The organism is Synechococcus sp. MIT S9451 (assembly GCF_047304725.1).
Taxonomy (GTDB): Bacteria; Cyanobacteriota; Cyanobacteriia; order PCC-6307; family Cyanobiaceae; genus Synechococcus_C.
In genome coordinates this window covers 2288280-2305820 of sequence record NZ_CP138971.1, presented here as the reverse complement: position 1 = coordinate 2305820, position 17541 = coordinate 2288280, and the positions used below count along the sequence as shown (strand labels likewise).

At 57.4% G+C, this 17541-nt stretch carries 17 protein-coding genes and 1 tRNA gene; 8 read left to right on the top strand and 10 right to left on the bottom strand.

Translation table 11 applies throughout. The features are described from left to right. Window positions 1-40: 40 nt before the first annotated feature. On the bottom strand, window positions 41-1309 hold the full coding sequence (locus SIB72_RS12050; protein WP_413744010.1) for an FAD-binding protein: 1269 nt from the start codon (window positions 1307-1309) through the stop codon (window positions 41-43). A 71-nt stretch (window positions 1310-1380) separates the two neighbouring features. Here SIB72_RS12050 and SIB72_RS12045 point away from each other — a divergent pair, with 71 nt between their 5' ends. Further along, the gene (locus SIB72_RS12045; protein WP_413744009.1) at window positions 1381-2487 is read left to right on the top strand and encodes a sirohydrochlorin chelatase; all 1107 of its coding nucleotides are present in this window, start codon (window positions 1381-1383) and stop codon (window positions 2485-2487) included. Window positions 2488-2877: 390 nt separating this feature from the next. Continuing rightward, the gene (locus tag SIB72_RS12040) at window positions 2878-3156 is read left to right on the top strand and encodes a DUF2811 domain-containing protein (RefSeq protein WP_115119541.1); all 279 of its coding nucleotides are present in this window, start codon (window positions 2878-2880) and stop codon (window positions 3154-3156) included. Here SIB72_RS12040 and SIB72_RS12035 read toward each other — a convergent pair. The 6 genes from SIB72_RS12035 to SIB72_RS12010 form a co-directional block, all read right to left on the bottom strand. Next, on the bottom strand, window positions 3137-4774 hold the full coding sequence (locus SIB72_RS12035; protein WP_413744008.1) for a GMC oxidoreductase: 1638 nt from the start codon (window positions 4772-4774) through the stop codon (window positions 3137-3139). The two genes, SIB72_RS12040 and SIB72_RS12035, sit on opposite strands and share 20 nt — an antisense overlap. A gap of 153 nt (window positions 4775-4927) precedes the next feature. Next, window positions 4928-5004, bottom strand: a tRNA-Met gene (locus SIB72_RS12030). 52 nt (window positions 5005-5056) lie between these two features. After that, window positions 5057-6037 carry an asparaginase gene (locus SIB72_RS12025; RefSeq protein ID WP_115015496.1) on the bottom strand — a complete coding sequence of 327 codons (981 nt, stop codon included), beginning with the start codon at window positions 6035-6037 and terminating at the stop codon, window positions 5057-5059. A gap of 22 nt (window positions 6038-6059) precedes the next feature. Then, window positions 6060-6554 carry a CGLD27 family protein gene (locus tag SIB72_RS12020; protein WP_115119539.1) on the bottom strand — a complete coding sequence of 165 codons (495 nt, stop codon included), beginning with the start codon at window positions 6552-6554 and terminating at the stop codon, window positions 6060-6062. A gap of 9 nt (window positions 6555-6563) precedes the next feature. Beyond that, window positions 6564-6932: a ribosome silencing factor gene (gene rsfS, locus SIB72_RS12015; RefSeq protein ID WP_115119537.1), complete on the bottom strand. Its 369-nt coding sequence runs from the start codon at window positions 6930-6932 to the stop codon at window positions 6564-6566. Beyond that, a complete protein-coding gene (locus SIB72_RS12010) occupies window positions 6925-7560 on the bottom strand; it encodes a DUF3318 domain-containing protein (RefSeq protein ID WP_413744007.1) in 636 nt (211 codons plus the stop codon). The genes rsfS and SIB72_RS12010 overlap by 8 nt, the downstream gene beginning before the upstream one ends. A 110-nt stretch (window positions 7561-7670) precedes the next feature. Between SIB72_RS12010 and carB the strand changes: the two genes are divergently transcribed. The 3 genes from carB to SIB72_RS11995 are packed head-to-tail and all read left to right on the top strand — an operon-like array spanning window position 7671 to window position 13114. Then, a complete protein-coding gene (gene carB, locus SIB72_RS12005) occupies window positions 7671-10994 on the top strand; it encodes a carbamoyl-phosphate synthase large subunit (protein WP_413744006.1) in 3324 nt (1107 codons plus the stop codon). 29 nt (window positions 10995-11023) lie between these two features. Further along, a complete protein-coding gene (locus tag SIB72_RS12000; RefSeq protein WP_115119531.1) occupies window positions 11024-11695 on the top strand; it encodes a DUF3386 domain-containing protein in 672 nt (223 codons plus the stop codon). Window positions 11696-11755: 60 nt separating this feature from the next. Further along, on the top strand, window positions 11756-13114 hold the full coding sequence (locus SIB72_RS11995; protein ID WP_413744005.1) for an alanine/glycine:cation symporter family protein: 1359 nt from the start codon (window positions 11756-11758) through the stop codon (window positions 13112-13114). 100 nt (window positions 13115-13214) lie between these two features. On the opposite strand, the gene SIB72_RS11990 is transcribed toward SIB72_RS11995, so the two are convergent. From SIB72_RS11990 to SIB72_RS11980, 3 genes are read right to left on the bottom strand one after another with little or no spacing between them, the layout of a single operon-like run. After that, entirely contained in the window at window positions 13215-13454 is a 240-nt protein-coding gene (locus tag SIB72_RS11990; protein WP_115015513.1) for a DUF6447 family protein, read from the bottom strand. Next, window positions 13451-13903, bottom strand: coding sequence for a hypothetical protein (locus SIB72_RS11985; RefSeq protein ID WP_244281521.1), 453 nt, complete (start codon window positions 13901-13903; stop codon window positions 13451-13453). Before SIB72_RS11985 ends, SIB72_RS11990 begins: the two co-directional genes overlap by 4 nt. Further along, the gene (locus tag SIB72_RS11980; RefSeq protein WP_413744004.1) at window positions 13903-15654 is read right to left on the bottom strand and encodes an ABC transporter ATP-binding protein; all 1752 of its coding nucleotides are present in this window, start codon (window positions 15652-15654) and stop codon (window positions 13903-13905) included. Before SIB72_RS11980 ends, SIB72_RS11985 begins: the two co-directional genes overlap by 1 nt. Before the next feature lie 41 nt (window positions 15655-15695). Between SIB72_RS11980 and SIB72_RS11975 the strand changes: the two genes are divergently transcribed. From SIB72_RS11975 to folP, 3 genes are read left to right on the top strand one after another with little or no spacing between them, the layout of a single operon-like run. After that, on the top strand, window positions 15696-15878 hold the full coding sequence (locus SIB72_RS11975) for an RNA-binding S4 domain-containing protein (RefSeq protein ID WP_115119525.1): 183 nt from the start codon (window positions 15696-15698) through the stop codon (window positions 15876-15878). Between the two features lie 60 nt (window positions 15879-15938). Beyond that, entirely contained in the window at window positions 15939-16670 is a 732-nt protein-coding gene (gene tpiA, locus SIB72_RS11970) for a triose-phosphate isomerase (protein WP_115119523.1), read from the top strand. An 8-nt stretch (window positions 16671-16678) separates the two neighbouring features. After that, window positions 16679-17521 (top strand): dihydropteroate synthase, encoded by an 843-nt coding sequence (folP, locus tag SIB72_RS11965; protein ID WP_413744003.1) that lies wholly within the window; start codon window positions 16679-16681, stop codon window positions 17519-17521. Window positions 17522-17541 lie beyond the last annotated feature (20 nt).

Sequence of the window (17541 nt, the reverse complement as noted above, 5' to 3'; positions counted from 1 at the left end):
GCGGCGACCGTATCTCACTGCCCCTATCCCCTCCCCGCATTCACAGCATCGGCAGCACCCCGTTGGGATCGAGTCGTTGCTTTAGATCCCGTAGATGCGGCAGCCAGGATCCGAAGGCTTGCTCGAGTTCGCGCGCGTGCCAAGGCAGATGGTCGTGAAGCTGAGCCAGATGCACGCCGGGGCAAAGGGGATGGAGGCAGTCTCGAACCTGCTCGAGCCAGCCCAGACTGGCTTGGCGACCGCTCCGATCTCCAGGCAGCCAGCTGGCGGTGATCCACGGTTTCCACTCGGCTTGGCGGTGGATGAACGAGCTGCTGTTGCAGGGCTGTTGGCTCACGGCGCCTCCCAGCTGTTGGCAAGCGATCGTGCATCGGTGGTGAGGGCGATTGGCCATGGCAACCCCCAGGGCCGTGATCAGGGCCTGGCTTTGGTCGCTCCATCGTGGTCCAAGCAGGCCTAAAACCTCTTGATGCACAGGCGCTTCATCGGTGAGGGCCAGACTCATCGCCCCCAAGGCTGGAAGCTGATGAATCCCGCTTAGGTGGGTGTACAGCGGTTGTGAGAGCTTTCGCGCCTCGCGTTGATGCCTGAGAATCTGGAGGGCTAAACGATCGTCTGATCTGGCCACAAGCATGACTTCAAGCCGTGCTCCCCAGCACCATTGCAGGCTAATCCCGTTCGGGAAGCCCTCTGCCTCCAAGATCAGCGCCTCGAGCTCTTGAGGGGTCACACAGCCTTGAAGGATCTCCACGGATAGGAGTGGGGTCGTTTGCAGATCGAGTTCCTGCACCACCCCGAGAAAGAGCGCAGCTCCAAGCAGTCCCCGCCATTCCATGTGCTCGGGACTGTGCTCCAGCAGGGCATCACCGGGTCTGGTGATGCGGAAGCGGTGTCCATTGCCCCAAATGCCTCTGATCCCCTCGATGTGGTCGATGGCTAGACCGAGGCTGCGGCTGAGGGGGCCCATGCCACCAGTAATCAGGAACCCAGCGCCGGGCAGGCCCGAGAGTCCGGTGGGGATCATTCTCCGGTGGATGGCCAGCTCCGCTTGAATCTCACCCATGGTCAGGCCAGCACCCAAGCGGACACTGGTGTGATCGTTATTCAGGACAAGGGTTCGGTGCCCGTCGCTCAGATCAAGCGTCCAATGCTGATCCTCTGTGCAGCGACTGGTGGTGCCACCGCTGCAGATTCTCAGGGGTAACGGTTGTGGTGCGCTGCGCAGAATCGATTCGACTTCCGTTGATGAGGGCAATAGCGTTCCCTTCGTAAGGCAATCAGCAGCGAGGGGATTGCGAACCGGGGCCACTTGCAATCAGCGCTCTAAAGAAATCATCGCGTCATTGCTGGCGATAGGGTCACCTCAGGTGAAAAAGACGTGTGACTGCGGGTTTGTCTGAGCTCAAGGCAGAAGATGTGGGCGTCCTCATCTGTGGTCATGGCAGTCGCAACCGCCAGGCGGTGGAGGAGTTCGCCAGCCTTGCTGATGGACTCAGGCCAAGAATGGGAGGCCTTCCGGTAGAGCATGGTTATCTCGAATTTGCCAAGCCGATCCTTCGAGACTCCCTTGATCGACTGCGGGCTCAGGGGGTGAAGCGTGTTCTGGCGGTGCCTGCGATGTTGTTCGCCGCCGGTCATGCCAAGAACGACATTCCTTCGGTTCTCAATACGTACAGCGCCGAAACGGGACTGACCATCGATTACGGCCGTGAGCTTGGGGTGGATCGCTTGATGATCGCTGCAGCCGGCGCGCGCATTCAGGAAGCTTTGGCCCAGTCCCCCAGTGACGTTCCGCTCGAAGAAACGCTTCTGGTGGTGGTGGGCCGTGGCTCTTCCGATCCGGATGCGAATTCCAACGTCACCAAGATCACCCGCATGCTTGTTGAGGGTCTCGGTTTCGGGTGGGGTGAAACGGTGTATTCCGGCGTGACGTTTCCTTTGGTGGAGCCAGGCCTGCGGCATGTGGTGCGCCTGGGCTTTAAACGAATCGTCGTGTTCCCCTATTTCCTCTTTTCAGGCGTTTTGGTGAGCCGCATTCGTCAGCACACCGCCTTAGTGGCTGCTGACCATCCGGATGTGGATTTTGTTTCAGCCGGCTATCTCGGAGATCACGCGCTTGTGCTCGACACCTTTGTGGAACGGGTGCAGGAAGTTCTGGGTGGCGAGACGGCCATGAATTGCTCGCTCTGCAAGTACCGGGCTCAGGTTCTTGGCTTCGAGGCTGAGGTTGGCCTCGCACAGGAAAGTCACCACCACCACGTTGAGGGCCTCACCGATGGATGTGAGCTCTGCGAACACGAGTGCACAGGTGCGTGTCAACCCGACGGCATTCCCATTCCTCTGGGTGGAGGGCATCAGCACAGCCATGATCATGCGCACGAGCATGGACACGGACACCACCCCTATCCCCATGCCGATCACCCTCTAGGGCCAGAGACTCTTCGCAAGGTGTCTGCAAAAGGCGAACCTTTTGACACCGAAACCTGAAGGAAACCAGTGGGTCTGTGGGCCTCGACGATCTCAGTCTTGCCCTGGTCTCTTGAGACTTTCTCTGATAAGAAGAGCTTATCGGTTTTAGCTCTCGGACTTTCTTTCGGTGTTTTCCACAGCTTTGCGGTTGTTTTCCACGACACCTAGGCGTTTGCGCCGGAAACTGGGGAATGCTTCGGTTGGACGCTTCTGTATCGGACACTTCTTGACAGCTTCGGCGGGTTTGGTCTCGTCTTTGCTGATCGCAAGTCGTCGCTAATAGGCCCCCTGCGCCGCAGTGAGTCTCACTAGAGATTGGGGTATGGTCGATTTTGCTCGCACCCTTTGACGTTCCCCCTTGGTTTGTGGCTTCTTAGTGGGACAGCAATGACCGACTGAGGGGCCTAAGTGGATCGCAACCATCTCGAACTTTGTGTTGAAGCGGCAGAAACTCTCGAGGTCGGTAGCTCTGCTTTGCCTGCTCCCTCCACCTTTGTCAGTCTTGAAGCTGAAATTCCCGAGCTGCTGTACCGCGGCATGAAGGACTTCATTGGTCGTCATCCCAGCTGGGATCAGTACCGGGTGATGAGCTCGGCTCTGGCCAACTTCCTCTTTCAGAACGGTTGTGAAGACCGTGCAGTCACTGAGCGCTATTTGGATGATTTGTTCAGTCGTTCCCGCCTTTGATTGCTTGCTGGCAGGCCCTTCGGGTGACAGCCATCATTGTCAACGTCGGGCTTTGCCAGGCTGAAGTGGGCCAGCAGGCACCGTCGACCACTAGAACGTTCGGGCAGCGCCAGAGCCTGTTCCATCGATCCACCACGCTGGTGCATTCATCGCTGCCCATGGCGGCACCCCCCACTTCATGGATGTAGTACCCCGGGGGCGGTGCTCCACTGGCGAGCGCGGCACTCCCCGCCACCAGTGGTTCGATCAGGGGCATGTGAACAAGATCCTGGAGTGGCCTCATCTCTCCACCAGCGGCTTCGATGGCCTGTTTCATCGTGCTCTGCATGTGCTCCACCATCGCTTCTTCGTTCAACCCCCAACGACAGTCGATGTGAACGATGGGGACGTCCCATCGATCGGTTTGGGTGGACAGGCTGACGTGGTTATGGGCCTGTGCAAGCACCTCGCCATGGCCGATCAAGAAGCCCAGACGAGAGTGTGATTGGCGCTTTAGAGCTTCAGGAGGGTCAAAGCGATTGATCCCTCCCCACAGGCCATAGCCCCGAAGGAAATTCACAGACCTCGTGCCTTCCAGACAGGGTCCAAAGGGGATGAAAAAGCTTCCCGCCCCTGAGAGTGGTGCGGGATTGATCACGTCCGACTGGGCTGGAATCGCGAAAAATCGACAGCTGGAGACGTGGTCCATCAGGTATTGGCCTAGCCGCCCGGAGGGATCCCTGAAGCCTTCGCTGCAGTGTTGCTCTTCTGAATTCAGCAGAATGCGCAAACTTTGAATCGTGGAGGCGCAAAGCACGATCAGGGGGGCTTCAAGGCGGCAGCGGCTGCCGTCGCTCAGGTTCACTGCGATCACGCCCGTGGCCCGATCTTGGCCTGGCGCGATCACCAGCTTCTCCACCATCTGATTGCTACAAACCTCCACAAGCCCCGTGGCCAGGGCGCGTTTCAGGGTGCTTCCCGTGCTGCTTGAACGGGGCCAAGCGGCCTTTTGGTTTTTGGACGGTTGTTCAAAGCCCCGAGAAGCTATCCAGGGGAAGCCAAGCTCTCGTTGCACTTTGGAGGCGAACGCCTCTTCTTCTTTGGTGGAGGGCAGTGCAGTAGTCGCCCACCCATCGGGCAGTTGCTCGAGGCCGTCGCGACGACCATGAACCGCCAGTAGTTGTTCCAGGGCGGTGTAGTGCGGTGCCAGATCGTCGTAGTCAATCGGCCACTCCGACCCATGACCATCCTCGGCGGCAGCCTTGAACTCACGATTCGATAGTCGCAGGGTGATGCCACCCCAGGTCAGGCTTCTGCCACCCACCTGATGGCCGCGGGTCCAGAGGAATGGGCGCTGATGGGGATGGCTGTAGGGATGCTTCTGCTCATCGATATAGAGCAGGGGATTTTGTTTCCAATAACCGGGATGTTGGGCCTGTCGGCGATGGGTGCCCCCGATGAGTCCTTCCAGCCTGCGGATGCTGTTGCCAGGTTCTCCTCCCATCGCCTTCCGGGGGGTGAGATCAGGACCCGCCTCAAGCACCAGAACACGGACCCCTGCCTCCGCCAGAGTCATCGCTGCCACCCCTCCGGTGGCGCCTGAGCCAACCACAATTGCCTCGAATGGGCTTTGGTTCATGGCAGTGCTGAATCCTGAAGCCATTGTGTGTTGATCCATGCCCTCCGCTAAGAACAATGTCGCAGGATCTGCGCCTCTCTCGTTGACAGCAGCAGAGGCTCTTGGACAAACAACAAAAAACCCCCGAAGCGTTTGGCCTCGGGGGTTTTGAATTGGTGGCGGGGGGGAGATTTGAACTCCCGACCTTCGGGTTATGAGCCCGACGAGCTACCAGACTGCTCTACCCCGCGATGACTCAAAAAGTATACATCCCGTGGTTCGCCGCCGCCGCTACTCAATCCTTCAGCTCTCCTGGAAGCGCAGGGCTCCCTCCACCTCTAGATGCACTCCTGGATTGAGGATTAGCACCTGCTCTTCAAGCTCTTGAAGGCTCCCGGGCGTCAACCAGTCCAGTTGTTGAAGCAGATGAAGAGCGACGGCTTGTTTGGCACGTCTGGCACCGTCTTCCACCTTGATCGCGACGCCCATTCCTTCGCCGATCCTGCTGAGGCACTGAATGCCTTCGGCGCCACCTTTGCTCAGTACCTGACCATGGCTACGGCGCATCAGTTCGGTGTCGAATCTCCCCTCGCCCGCCACGATGTGGGGGTGCGCCAGCATCGCCCTGCTGATCTGCTCCAGTTCTGCCTGGGTGGATGCTCCGAGATGGGCGTAAAGCAAGGCCATTTGCGGGAGTTGGAGACGCAGTGTTGGTGCACCGCAGTCGTCCCTGGCGGCGATCAGTTCATCAGGCGGTAGGCCCAAAAGCTCGGCAACTCGTCGGTTCACCTCTTGCTGCAAGGGATGATCGCCTTGGAGATAACTCTCTGTGGGCCAGGCCATCTTTCGACAGGTTGCCAGAAAGGCAGCGTGCTTGCCTGAGCAGTTGTGTTCCAGCGGACTGCTCGCTCCATCAGGTATCGGACACTGCAGCTGTGAAGATTCCAGTTCGGCATTCCAGAGAATCTTGAAGGCTTCGCGGGCATGCTCTGCAGTGCCGGAATGGGAGGCGCAGCTGATGGCCAAGCCCTTATCGCCGCATTGCACTTGGGCTGCCGCCCCACTACTGAGAAATGGCAGTGCCTGGAATGGCTTGAGGGCGGAGCGGATGAAACTTTCATAGTCAGCTCGTCCAGCCCGCATCAAAATCCGACCGCGCTGGTCACAGACCACGGCATGAACGCGGTGCACGGATTCCACGCTGGAACCGCGTTTCAGCCTCACTTCTAGGGGGGGCATGCCCGTGGAGGAAGGACCGCCGCCGAGGCTTGAGGGCAGTGCCATGGGAACGGCTGGTTCGGTGTGTTCAGAGAGCCTGGCAGAGACTGGCGCCAATCAGCATGAGTCCAGCAGTCCAGGCCATGGCTCGCGCGAGTCGTCCAAGGATTGGTCGCACTTCATGGCGTGCCATCAGCAGGTCACGCTGCCGCCATGCAAGCGGCTTTTCCCACACCTGACCGTCATACCAACCTGATTCCTCGTATTCCACCTGTTCTGAGAGCAGGCGTTTGTGCACGTAACTCCATCCCAACCACTGACGCACCAGTAGCAGCATGGGAAGTACTAGGGCTGAAACTGCCCCGGCTGACAACAGTCTGGGTAGGTCGTTACGCAGGAGCCAGCTGCCACTGGCCACGGTCATGGTGATCGGCATGATCCCAAGCCAGCTGATCAGCAGAGCCAGATCAAGACTGCGCTGGGATGTTGTGGGCCAGGTGAAGAACCAGGACTCACACAGCTGCTGGAATTCCTCCTGGGGACGTTGCTCATGAGGCACTGGGCAGGCACTGGTGCTGGCCATCAACGCTGATCAGAGTGCCTGTTCGCTTGGTGACGCTACGAAGTCTTTGCGTTCTCCGTGACCCCAGAAGGCTTCGAGGTCATAAAAACTGCGTTCACCCGGCTGAAGAATATGAACGATCAACTCCCCATAGTCGAGTAGAGCCCAACGGCCTTCGTTCACCCCTTCTTTGCGCAGAGGAAGTCGGCCTGTGGTTTCTTCCAGCTTGTCCTGCACGGAGCGGGCGATGGCACGCACTTGAACATCACTTTGGCCACCAGCGAAGACCATCCAGTCGGCCAGGCTCGAAACCTCGTCCACCCGGATCAATTCAATGTCGGTTGCCTTGCGATCATCACAGGCATCGGCAGCCATTTGGGCGAGCTGCTCGCTATCCATAAACATTCTCACTGGTCACAGACTCTCTCGACCCCTGTTGCTGAGCCATTTCAGCCCTTGCTTTGCTGGCGCTTTTGCGCAGGGCCTCCAGACGATCTTCGTAGAAGCTGCGCTTTTTCTTCTTGCGCGTCTGCTCCACCAATTCTTTCAACGCACCACCAAGACTTTTGTAGGCATTGGGAACGCTATAGCCAAATCGGCAGGCGAGATCAATCGCTCTTTCGTCGGCCGCGATCGCGTCCTGCAAGCGTTTCTCTGAATTGTTTTTGAGATAAAGCCTGTAGCCGGCAAAGCCGGAGAGACCCAGTGCCATCACCAGTAGCAGTCCGTCTTGGACCCACAGCTCACCGATGGCACCGCCCAGGCCGATGGCCAACGCCGCCATCTCCCAGCCGTCTCGAGGGATGGTGTCGTTCTGAACCCGACCCACTTCATGCCAGAACAGCAGATTGCGGTGATCCAGGGCGAGGTTGTCCCAATGCTCCAGATCCACCTGGATTTCCACCTCATCTCTGCCGATCTCCTCCAGGGTGATCAGCGGCGGTTCAACGGCAGCTGCGGCCTCCACGAACACCCAGCTCTGCATTTCCGGTGGCAGCAGCCCCTTGAGGCGCTGGAGCTCGCTCATAGTCCTCGCTTACTTCCCTATCCATTCACGCTAGCGAGTGATGGTTGAAAGCCGCCGTGTTGGGGGTGTCGCGTGGGAGGCTGTACAGGTTTGGCTACTTGCAAAGGCCCATGCCCCGGCGGTCTGATCTTCGTCGCATCCTTCTGCTGGGTTCCGGTCCGATCGTGATCGGACAAGCCTGTGAATTTGATTACTCCGGAACGCAGGCCTGCAAAGCTCTTCGGGCCGATGGTTACGAAGTGGTGTTGGTGAATTCCAACCCCGCCTCAATCATGACCGATCCGGAGCTGGCGGATCGTACCTATATCGAGCCCCTGACCCCGGAGGTTGTCACCCGGGTGATCGAACAGGAGCGCCCTGATGCTCTGCTCCCGACCATGGGTGGACAGACGGCTCTCAACCTTGCCGTTGCCTTAGCTGAGAACGGAACGTTGGATCGCTTCGGCGTGGAACTGATCGGTGCCGACCTCCCTGCTATTCGCAAGGCGGAGGATCGCCAACTGTTTAAGCAGGCCATGGAGCGCATTGGCGTGAAGGTGTGTCCTTCCGGGATCGCTTCAAGTCTTGAGGAAGCTGAAGCCGTGGGTGCGGCGATCACGACGTTCCCTCGCATTATTCGACCAGCCTTCACCCTCGGCGGTAGTGGAGGGGGCATTGCCTACAACCCTGAGGAGTACGCCGCAATTTGCAAAAGCGGACTGGAGGCCAGCCCTGTTTCCCAAATCTTGATCGAACAGTCTCTGCTCGGTTGGAAAGAATTTGAGCTGGAGGTGATGCGCGATCAGGTCGACAACGTCGTGATCGTTTGCAGCATCGAAAACCTCGATCCGATGGGGGTGCACACCGGCGATTCGATCACCGTGGCTCCTGCTCAGACTCTGACCGATCGGGAATATCAACGCTTACGCGATCAGTCGATTGCCATTATTCGCGAGATCGGTGTGGCCACTGGGGGCAGCAACATCCAGTTCGCCATCAATCCTGCGGATGGCGATGTTGTGGTGATCGAGATGAACCCTCGGGTGAGTCGATCCTCGGCCTTAGCGAGCAAGGCCACCGGTTTCCCGATTGCCAAGATCGCTGCCCGATTAGCCGTTGGTTACACCCTCGATGAGATCCTCAACGACATCACGGGTAAGACGCCGGCCTGTTTTGAGCCGACGATCGATTATGTGGTCACCAAAATCCCTCGTTTCGCCTTTGAGAAGTTCCGCGGTTCTCCTGCGGTTCTCACCACTGCGATGAAATCCGTGGGCGAGGCGATGGCGATTGGTCGCTGCTTCGAAGAGTCGTTTCAGAAAGCATTGCGCTCTTTGGAAACCGGCCTATCGGGCTGGGGATGTGATCGCCCTGATGCGCCTGTTACGGCCGTTGAACTCGAACGCAGTCTGCGAACCCCTTCTCCCGACCGGATCCTTGCTGTGCGAGCGGCGATGGTGGAAGGTCGCAGTGATGCTGAGATCCATGCACTCAGTCGTATCGATCCTTGGTTCCTCGCCAAGCTGCGCACGCTGATTGATTGTGAGAAAGCGCTTTTAAGCAACCGCAACCTGGCAGAACTGAGTGCTGATGATCTGCTTCAGCTCAAGCAATTGGGCTATTCCGACCGTCAGATCGCCTGGGCCACAGGTTGTGATGAGCTGGATGTACGCAGTCGACGCCATCAACTGAGCATCACGCCTCTGTTCAAAACCGTTGATACCTGCGCTGCTGAATTCGCATCCACCACTCCCTATCACTACTCAACCTATGAGCGACGCGTCCAGCGTCTTAACGACGCTGGAGAACTGGACACTCTGCCGCCGATGAATGAGGTGCAATCGGAGCAACGCCGCAAGGTGATGATCCTCGGCGGTGGGCCTAATCGGATCGGCCAGGGCATCGAATTTGATTATTGCTGTTGCCACGCTTCCTTCTCCGCCCAGGAACGGGGCTTCGCCACGGTGATGGTCAATAGCAATCCTGAGACGGTTTCCACTGACTACGACAGCAGTGACCGTCTTTATTTTGAGCCTCTCACCCTCGAGGATGTGCTCAATGTGATCGAGGCCGAGCGTCCTGAAGGGGTGATTGTTCAGTTTGGTGGTCAAACCCCTCTCAAGCTGGCCCTGCCTTTACTGCGCTGGCTTGACAGTGAAGCTGGACGCCAGACCGGAAGCCGAATTCTGGGTACGTCGCCTGCTTCGATCGACCGGGCGGAAGATCGGGAACAGTTCGAGGCCATTCTGCGCGAGTTGGAGATTCGTCAGCCTCGGAATGGTCTGGCTCGAAGTGAAGAAGAGGCTCGTTCGGTGGCGGATCGGGTTGGTTATCCGGTGGTCGTGCGTCCTTCCTATGTGCTCGGTGGTCGGGCGATGGAGGTGGTTTTCGATGAGCAGGAGCTCAATCGCTACATGGTGGAAGCTGTGCAGGTGGAGCCGGACCATCCAGTGCTGATCGATCAGTATCTGGAGAACGCAGTCGAGGTGGATGTTGATGCCCTCTGCGATCGGGATGGGACCGTGGTGATCGGGGGACTCATGGAGCACATCGAGCCCGCGGGCATCCATTCAGGTGACTCAGCCTGTTGTTTGCCATCGGTTTCGCTTGGTGAGCAGGCGCTCCAACTCATCCGTCGTTGGACCGAAGCCTTGGCCCTAGCGCTCAAGGTTCAGGGGTTGATCAACCTGCAGTTCGCCGTGCAGCGCGATGCCGAGGGAGAAGAGGTTGTCTACATCATCGAGGCCAATCCTCGCGCTTCCCGCACCGTGCCGTTTGTGGCCAAGGCCACAGGTGTTCCGCTTGCCCGTATCGCCACCCGGCTGATGACTGGAGAAACGCTCGCTGACGTTGGCTTATTGGCCGAGCCGCAACCACCGTTGCAGGCAGTGAAGGAAGCGGTTCTGCCCTTCCGGCGATTCCCTGGTGCTGACTCCGTGCTCGGCCCCGAAATGCGTTCCACCGGTGAGGTGATGGGCTCAGCTCGCGAGTTCGGGATGGCCTATGCCAAGGCTGAACTCGCGGCTGGGGATGCACTGCCAACCTCTGGACGCGTGTTTCTCTCCACTCACGATCGTGACAAACAGGCCCTTGTTCCGGTGGCGTTGCGACTGATCGAACTTGGCTTTGAGCTCACGGCCACGTCCGGTACTGCTCAAGCGCTCCAGCAGGCCGGCCTTGAGGTCAGCTCCGTTTTGAAGGTTCACGAAGGCAGACCCAATATTGAAGATCTGATCCGTTCGGGCGGGATCCAATTGGCGATCAACACGCCGATCGGCCGTCAGGCAGCCCACGATGATCGTTATATCCGTAGAGCTGCGCTGGATTACTCAGTGCCAACCGTGACCACCCTGGCAGGGGCTAGGGCTGCAGTTGAAGCGATTGCAGCCCTGCAGGCAGAGACCCTTTCGATCCATGCCTTGCAAGATGTTCACCAGACAATGCCAAGCCATTAGGGTCGTCTTCAACGACATCCCTTCTCGTTGTGACCCAGGCCCTTCCCACCCAGATTGCACCCGGCAGTGATTGTCGGGAGGCGTTTCAAGCCGCTTACGCCAATCGCTACACCTGGGATCCTGGTTTCGCTGGTTACAAGGGTCGTTGCATCTGGGAGCAAGGCGACCGTCGTGTGGAGGGCACGTTCAGCGTGGGAGCCGATCTGAAGGCCTCTGTGGACGGTGTTGATGATGCTGAAGTGCAGAAAGCGCTTGCCTCTCAGCTCTGGGAGGTCGCCATCCACCGTGTGCGTCGCAGTTTCGACCAAGTGCATGGCGACAACACCTTCACGGCTGGTGAAAGCACCGATGCTGGAGTGGAAGTGATCATCGGCGGCAAGGGTGAAGGTGATCGTTATCGGATCAAGAACGATGTGGTGACGATGGTTCATCGCCATATTCACGGCACGGTGGTGACCATTCACACCGGCAGTACCACCGACACCGGAGCCGGCTACCTCAGCCATACCTACACCAGTCAGTACTCCGACCCGGCGACGGGTGAAGCGCGTGGCCCTGAAAACCAATTTGAAGACACATTTGTGCCCCTAGAGCCCGATGGTTTCTGGGTTCTTCAGCAACGTGTGATCAAGACCGCTGCCGATGGCGATGACACTCTTGGTCATCAGATCTTCCGATTTGAATCACTTCAATCGCTTTGAATCTTGGCTTCTCTCTCTGGGATTTGAGACTTTTACGATTGCGTTTTTCTGGTTTTTAAGATGCAAGATTTCATCACGCTTGTTAATTCCAAGGTAGGTGCATTCGCATGGGGGCCATGGACTGTGGCTCTCATCGCAATTACAGGCATCTTTTTGATGGTTGGGCTTCGCTGTATTCCGTTGCGCAAGCTCGGATATGGCTTCAAGCTCCTCTTTGAGCCTGTTGATCAGCGTGGTGAGGGAGAGATCTCTCCGTTCCAGGCCTTGATGACGTCGTTGGCGGCCACCATTGGGACCGGAAACATTGCTGGGGTCTCCACGGCGATCGCCGTTGGTGGTCCGGGGGCAATCTTTTGGATGTGGTTGATCGCTATCTTCGGGATCGCGACTAAATATGCAGAAGCAGTGCTGGCTGTCCATTTCCGTGAAACTGACGCGGAAGGCAATCATGTGGGCGGCCCGATGTATTACATCCGCAATGGATTGGGCCATGGTTGGACCTGGATGGCAGGCTTGTTTGCTTTTTTTGGCATGCTCGCCGGCTTTGGAATCGGCAATGGTGTTCAGGCATTTGAACTGGCTAAAGCCCTCGAAAAGACCACGCAAATCCCCCGCAGTGCGACTGGCGTTGTACTTGGCGTACTGATTTTTCTGGTTGTGATCGGTGGTGTCCGTCGGATTGCGAGAGCGGCTTCTGCGATTGTTCCTGTGATGGCAATCCTCTACATCGGTGCATGCCTTGTCATCCTTTCGATGCACATCAATCAAATCCCAAGTGCTTTTGGCCTGATCTTTAGTTCCGCATTCAGTGGTCAGGCTGCTGTTGGTGGTGTGTTTGGAGCCGTTGTGCTGCAAGGCCTCAAGCGGGGCATTTTCTCCAATGAAGCTGGTTTGGGTAGTGCTCCGATAGCCCATGCTGCTTCCAAAACCACCAGCGCAGTTCGTCAGGGATCAGTTGCCATGCTCGGCACCTTCATTGACACATTTGTGGTCTGCACGATGACAGCCCTTGTCGTGATCACAAACTATTCTGAAACTCTGTTGGGGATGACTGATAAGGCAAGGAAGGCTTTGTCTGGATCTGACATTTCGATCACGGCTTTTGGACTTGGCATTAATGGTGGTGGAGTGATTGTGACTGCAGGCATTGTTGTTTTTGCCTTTACGACAATTCTGGGATGGAGTTTTTATGGAGAGAAGTGCACTCAGTTCCTGTTTGGAGAGAAGGCCATTCTTCCCTACCGTCTGGTTTGGATTGCAGTTGCTGTTTGTGCCGCTATCGCCGGAGAGAAAGGTCTTGTCTGGGATGTTTCTGACACCCTTAATGGCTTGATGGCTCTGCCGAATCTTTTTGCGCTCCTGCTTCTGTCTGGAACCGTGTTTAAGCTCACACGTGCCCATCGCTTTTCTGAAGGTTGAGCTTGACAAGCTGATTTTCCCTGGCTGAAACAACAAAAAAGCCTCCGAATTTGCGGAGGCTTTTTCTTGGTCGTTCTGGCTATGCAGTTTCTGCTGTTGTTCAGCCTTCCTCAGGCAGAGGGGTGACGTCGTTGAGGCGTTCGTTCAACTGCATCGCCATCGACTGACGACCCACTGCCAGCACCTTGAGAGTGTCTTCGTGCATGCGCAACTGAGCATCAGCAACTTGCATGCCACGCACCAGTTCCTTCAGCTCGTCGGGCAGTGCATTGAGGTCATAACGCTTGCCTTCGAAGGTGAGTACCGGGTTCTGATCCTGGGAGAGGTCTGAGGTGGTCATGATTCTTTTTCGCTCTGCGGGATTTTACCGGCGTCGGCCTTGTCAGCTTCATTGGGTTGGCCGGTTGTCTGATCTGGTTTGGCCCTCTGAAGCCGTTTGAAGAAAAACATCAGCAAACCTCCCACTTGGCTGGTTTCCACAAGCTCCCATCCTTCGTTGCCGAGCAGATTGAGGAAATGCTGTAGCTGGGCTGCAGGGTGCTTCTGCTCCAGGGGTGGTTGCTGATACATCTGGGGGAATTCACGCTTAATGAATTCCGGACTTAGAGAACCCTGCAGTTTTTTGCTGGCTGCCTCAGGGGTGGATGGCTTGGGTGGAGCATCATTGTTGATGTTGATATGAACGACGCGATATTCCCAGCGCTGTTGAGGGTTGTTGGTTTCGTTGTCCGTCGTTGGCCGTTGCTCACTCTCTTGGGGATCGGTGGGTGTGGGTTGCGGGTTCTCCATTAGTTGCTTCCGATGGCATTGACCCGGATGAACTGCCGTTCACACAATTCGCGGTAGCGACCGTTGCTGGCCATCAGTTGGTCGTGGCTTCCTTGCTCACGGATGCTTCCTTTCTCCAGAACAACAATTTGGTCCGCTTCCTGAACGGTTGCAAGTCGGTGGGCAATTACCAGCACAGTTCGCCCTTGCATTGCCTGACGAAGCCCCAGTTGCACAGCGGCTTCCGCCTCTGCATCGAGTGCACTTGTTGCTTCATCCAGCAGCAACACCGCAGGATTGCCAAGCACCGCCCTGGCAATGGCGATCCGCTGTAACTGGCCACCCGAGACATTGGTGCCTCGCTCTTCAAGCTGTGTGTCATAGCCATTCGGTAGGGCCATGATGAAGTCATGGGCATTGGCCAGACGAGCCGCTTCGATCAGTTGGTCGTGGCTGATCGAACGCCCGAAACGAATGGCATCGGCGACGCTTCCTGAGAACACCGTGGTTCGTTGTGGCACCAGTGCCACCTGTTGGCGAAGCTCACGTGCTCTCACTTGACTGAGATTCTTCCCATCCAGGCAGATCTCGCCAGATTGGGCTGTGTTGAAGCGCAGCAGCAGGGAAAATAGGGTGCTCTTACCAGCGCCTGATGGTCCCACCAGGGCAACCACCTGTCCGGCCTGAATGGCGAGGTTGATGTCGCGCAGCACCGGTTTGCCATCTCCATAGGCAAAGTTCACCTGCTGGAGACGCAGGTTGCCCTGGGGACGAACGAGTGAAAGGGCTGGTGATGGATCCTTGGCTTCTTGGGGTTCCTTCTCGATCTGTCGCAGTCGCCTCAATGAGGCCTGACCCTGCTGGAATTCATTGAAATTGTTGGTGACGTGTGCGATCGGGTCAATCAGCACCACCAGACCAGTGAGATAGCTGCTCAAGCCAGCAATGGTTAGGCCATCGTTCTGAATCCTCCAAGCAGCCAGCCCCAGAACGGAGAAGAGCCCGACGACCTCGATCATTCCTACGACGGGGTGCTGGAGTGCCACAAGGCTGTAGGTGAGGTGCCGGGCCTGACGGTGTTGGTCAATCTCCTCTTCGAAACGTCCCTGCAGCCAGGGTTCGGCGGCGAAGGCACGCACAAGCGGAAGGCCTTCGATGGCTTCTCCCAGCAGACCGGCCAGTTCGCTCACTTTTTTCTGGCTGCGTTCGGTGGCGGCCATCACCCGTGCTCCGAACAAGCTGATCAGCCAGATGATGACCGGGGCGAGCAGCAGGATGGATGCAGTCAGTTTCCAGTCGAGCCAGAGCATGTAGCCGAGCACGGCCAGCAACTGGAGGACGCTTGGAAGCGTGTCGTGGATGGATTTGTAGAGCACCTCGCTGACGCGATCTGCGTCTTCTGTGAGTCGGTAGGTGAGATCTCCTGCTGACAGCTTTTCCAATGCTCCTAGTTCAACCGTCTGCAAACGGCTGAACAGATTGCTGCGCAGGGTCTTGCTCACCTGTAGAGCCGGCCCAGCAAGCAGGGAGTCTTGACCGAACTGGGCCAGCTTCTGAACCGCAAAAATCAGCACGCCTTGCCCAATCAGGCCGAGCACCCGCCCGAGATCCCGTGATCCGAGTGCAGGGAAGAGAGCACCCGCCAGATTGAGCAGCCATAGAAAACTGCTCACGTAAACGAGCATGCACAACACCCCCAGCACCAACTGCCGCAGATGGGGTCGGAGCAGGGGCAGAAGCCTGCGAAAGCCTGCCTCGGAGGGTTTCAGCATCGCGTCAGACTATCAATGCTCTTTCTCGCAATCCGTCGCCCATGCGGCTCGATCAATTCCTGAAGTGGCAAGGCTGGGTCGCGACCGGTGGAGAGGCCAAGATGCGCATCCAGGCGGGAGAAGTGCAGGTGAATGACGTTGTAGAAACCCGTCGTGGTCTCCAGCTTCAGGTTGGTGATCGCGTGACGATGGGCTGCGATCATTCCGAAGTCACTGCGGTCTGAGGCCAAAAAGCTCGCGCTGGAACGTAAGTTGTCTGCTGCTGACCGTCCGAGGACCCGAGCGTGCGTAAACCGGTGATCGCTGGCAACTGGAAGATGCACATGACCTGTGCTCAGGCCAGGGAATGGATGGCCACGTTTCTACCGTTGATCGCTGCCACCCCAAATGATCGAGAACTCGTGGTGGCGCCACCCTTCACGGCGATCTCCACCATGGCTGATTTGGTGAAGGGGTCGACGCTTGAACTTTCCAGCCAAAATGTGCACTGGGAAGGGCACGGTGCTTACACCGCCGAAATTGCTCCTGGAATGCTTCTGGAGCATGACGTTGTCTACGCCATTGTTGGCCACAGTGAGCCTCGCAAATATTTCAGCGAGAGTGACGAACAAATCAATCATCGTGCCCGTTCCGCCCAATCGAATGGATTGATCCCGATCGTCTGTGTTGGTGAAACAGACGAGCAGCGCACCCGTGGAGAGGCGGAACGGGTGATCCGTCGTCAGGTTGAACAGGGGCTTGAGGGCCTTGATCCCGCCAAGCTGATCGTGGCCTATGAGCCGATCTGGGCGATCGGAACGGGCAAAACATGTGAATCCACTGAGGCGAACCGTATCTGTGGGCTGATTCGCAGCTGGGTTGGATCCCCAGATCTCATTATTCAGTACGGAGGATCGGTGAAACCCGGCAATATCGATGAATTGATGTCGATGAGCGACATTGATGGAGTGCTTGTGGGTGGTGCGTCTCTGGAGGCGGAAAGCTTCGCTCGGATTGCCAACTATCAGGCTGCCTGAACGGTGTGATGACGCAGCCTCGATCTCCTTGGCCAGCAGCATGGGGAACGCGTACGGCTGTGATGGGGGTGATCAATCTCACCCCCGACTCATTCAGTGATGGCGGTCGCTTTAATACACCGGAGCTGGCACTGAGACAGGCCAGTCGCCAGTTGTCTGATGGTGCTGATCTGCTGGATCTTGGTGCCCAAAGCACCAGACCCGGCGCGGAGGAGGTGGGGGCTACTGAGGAGATCAGTCGATTGCTTCCGCCTTTGAAGGCCATTCGTTCTGCCTATCCGCAGTCGTTAATTTCCGTCGACACCTTTCTTGCTCCTGTGGCGGAAGCTGCTCTTGAGGCAGGGGCTGATTGGATCAATGATGTCAGCGGTGGGCGGCGTGATCCGGGCATGTTTCCCCTCATCGCTGCTGCAGGTTGTCCTTATGTGCTGATGCACAGCCGTGGTGACAGCCAAACGATGGATGCCATGACCACCTACCACGATGTAGTTAGTGACGTGCTCCAGTCTCTCCAGGAGGCGAGCAATCGTGCTGCAGCGGCAGGTGTCGCCCGCAATCAGCTGATTTGGGATCCGGGCCTGGGTTTCGCTAAAACCACAACACAGAATTTGTTGTTACTCCAGGAGTTGGAGCGATTGGTGGCCGTTGGAGTGCCACTGTTGCTCGGCCCCTCTCGAAAACGCTTTATCGGTGATGTGCTCAATGAGAAACGTGCCAAGGCCCGCATCTGGGGCACGGCGGCTGTGTGCTGCCGAGCTGCGGCAGCTGGTGTTGGAGTCTTGAGGGTGCACGATGTCGCCCCGATTCGTCAGTTGGTTCAGATGTCCTCTGCAATCCTTCCGATTCGCTAGAACTATTGCCTCTGACGCGC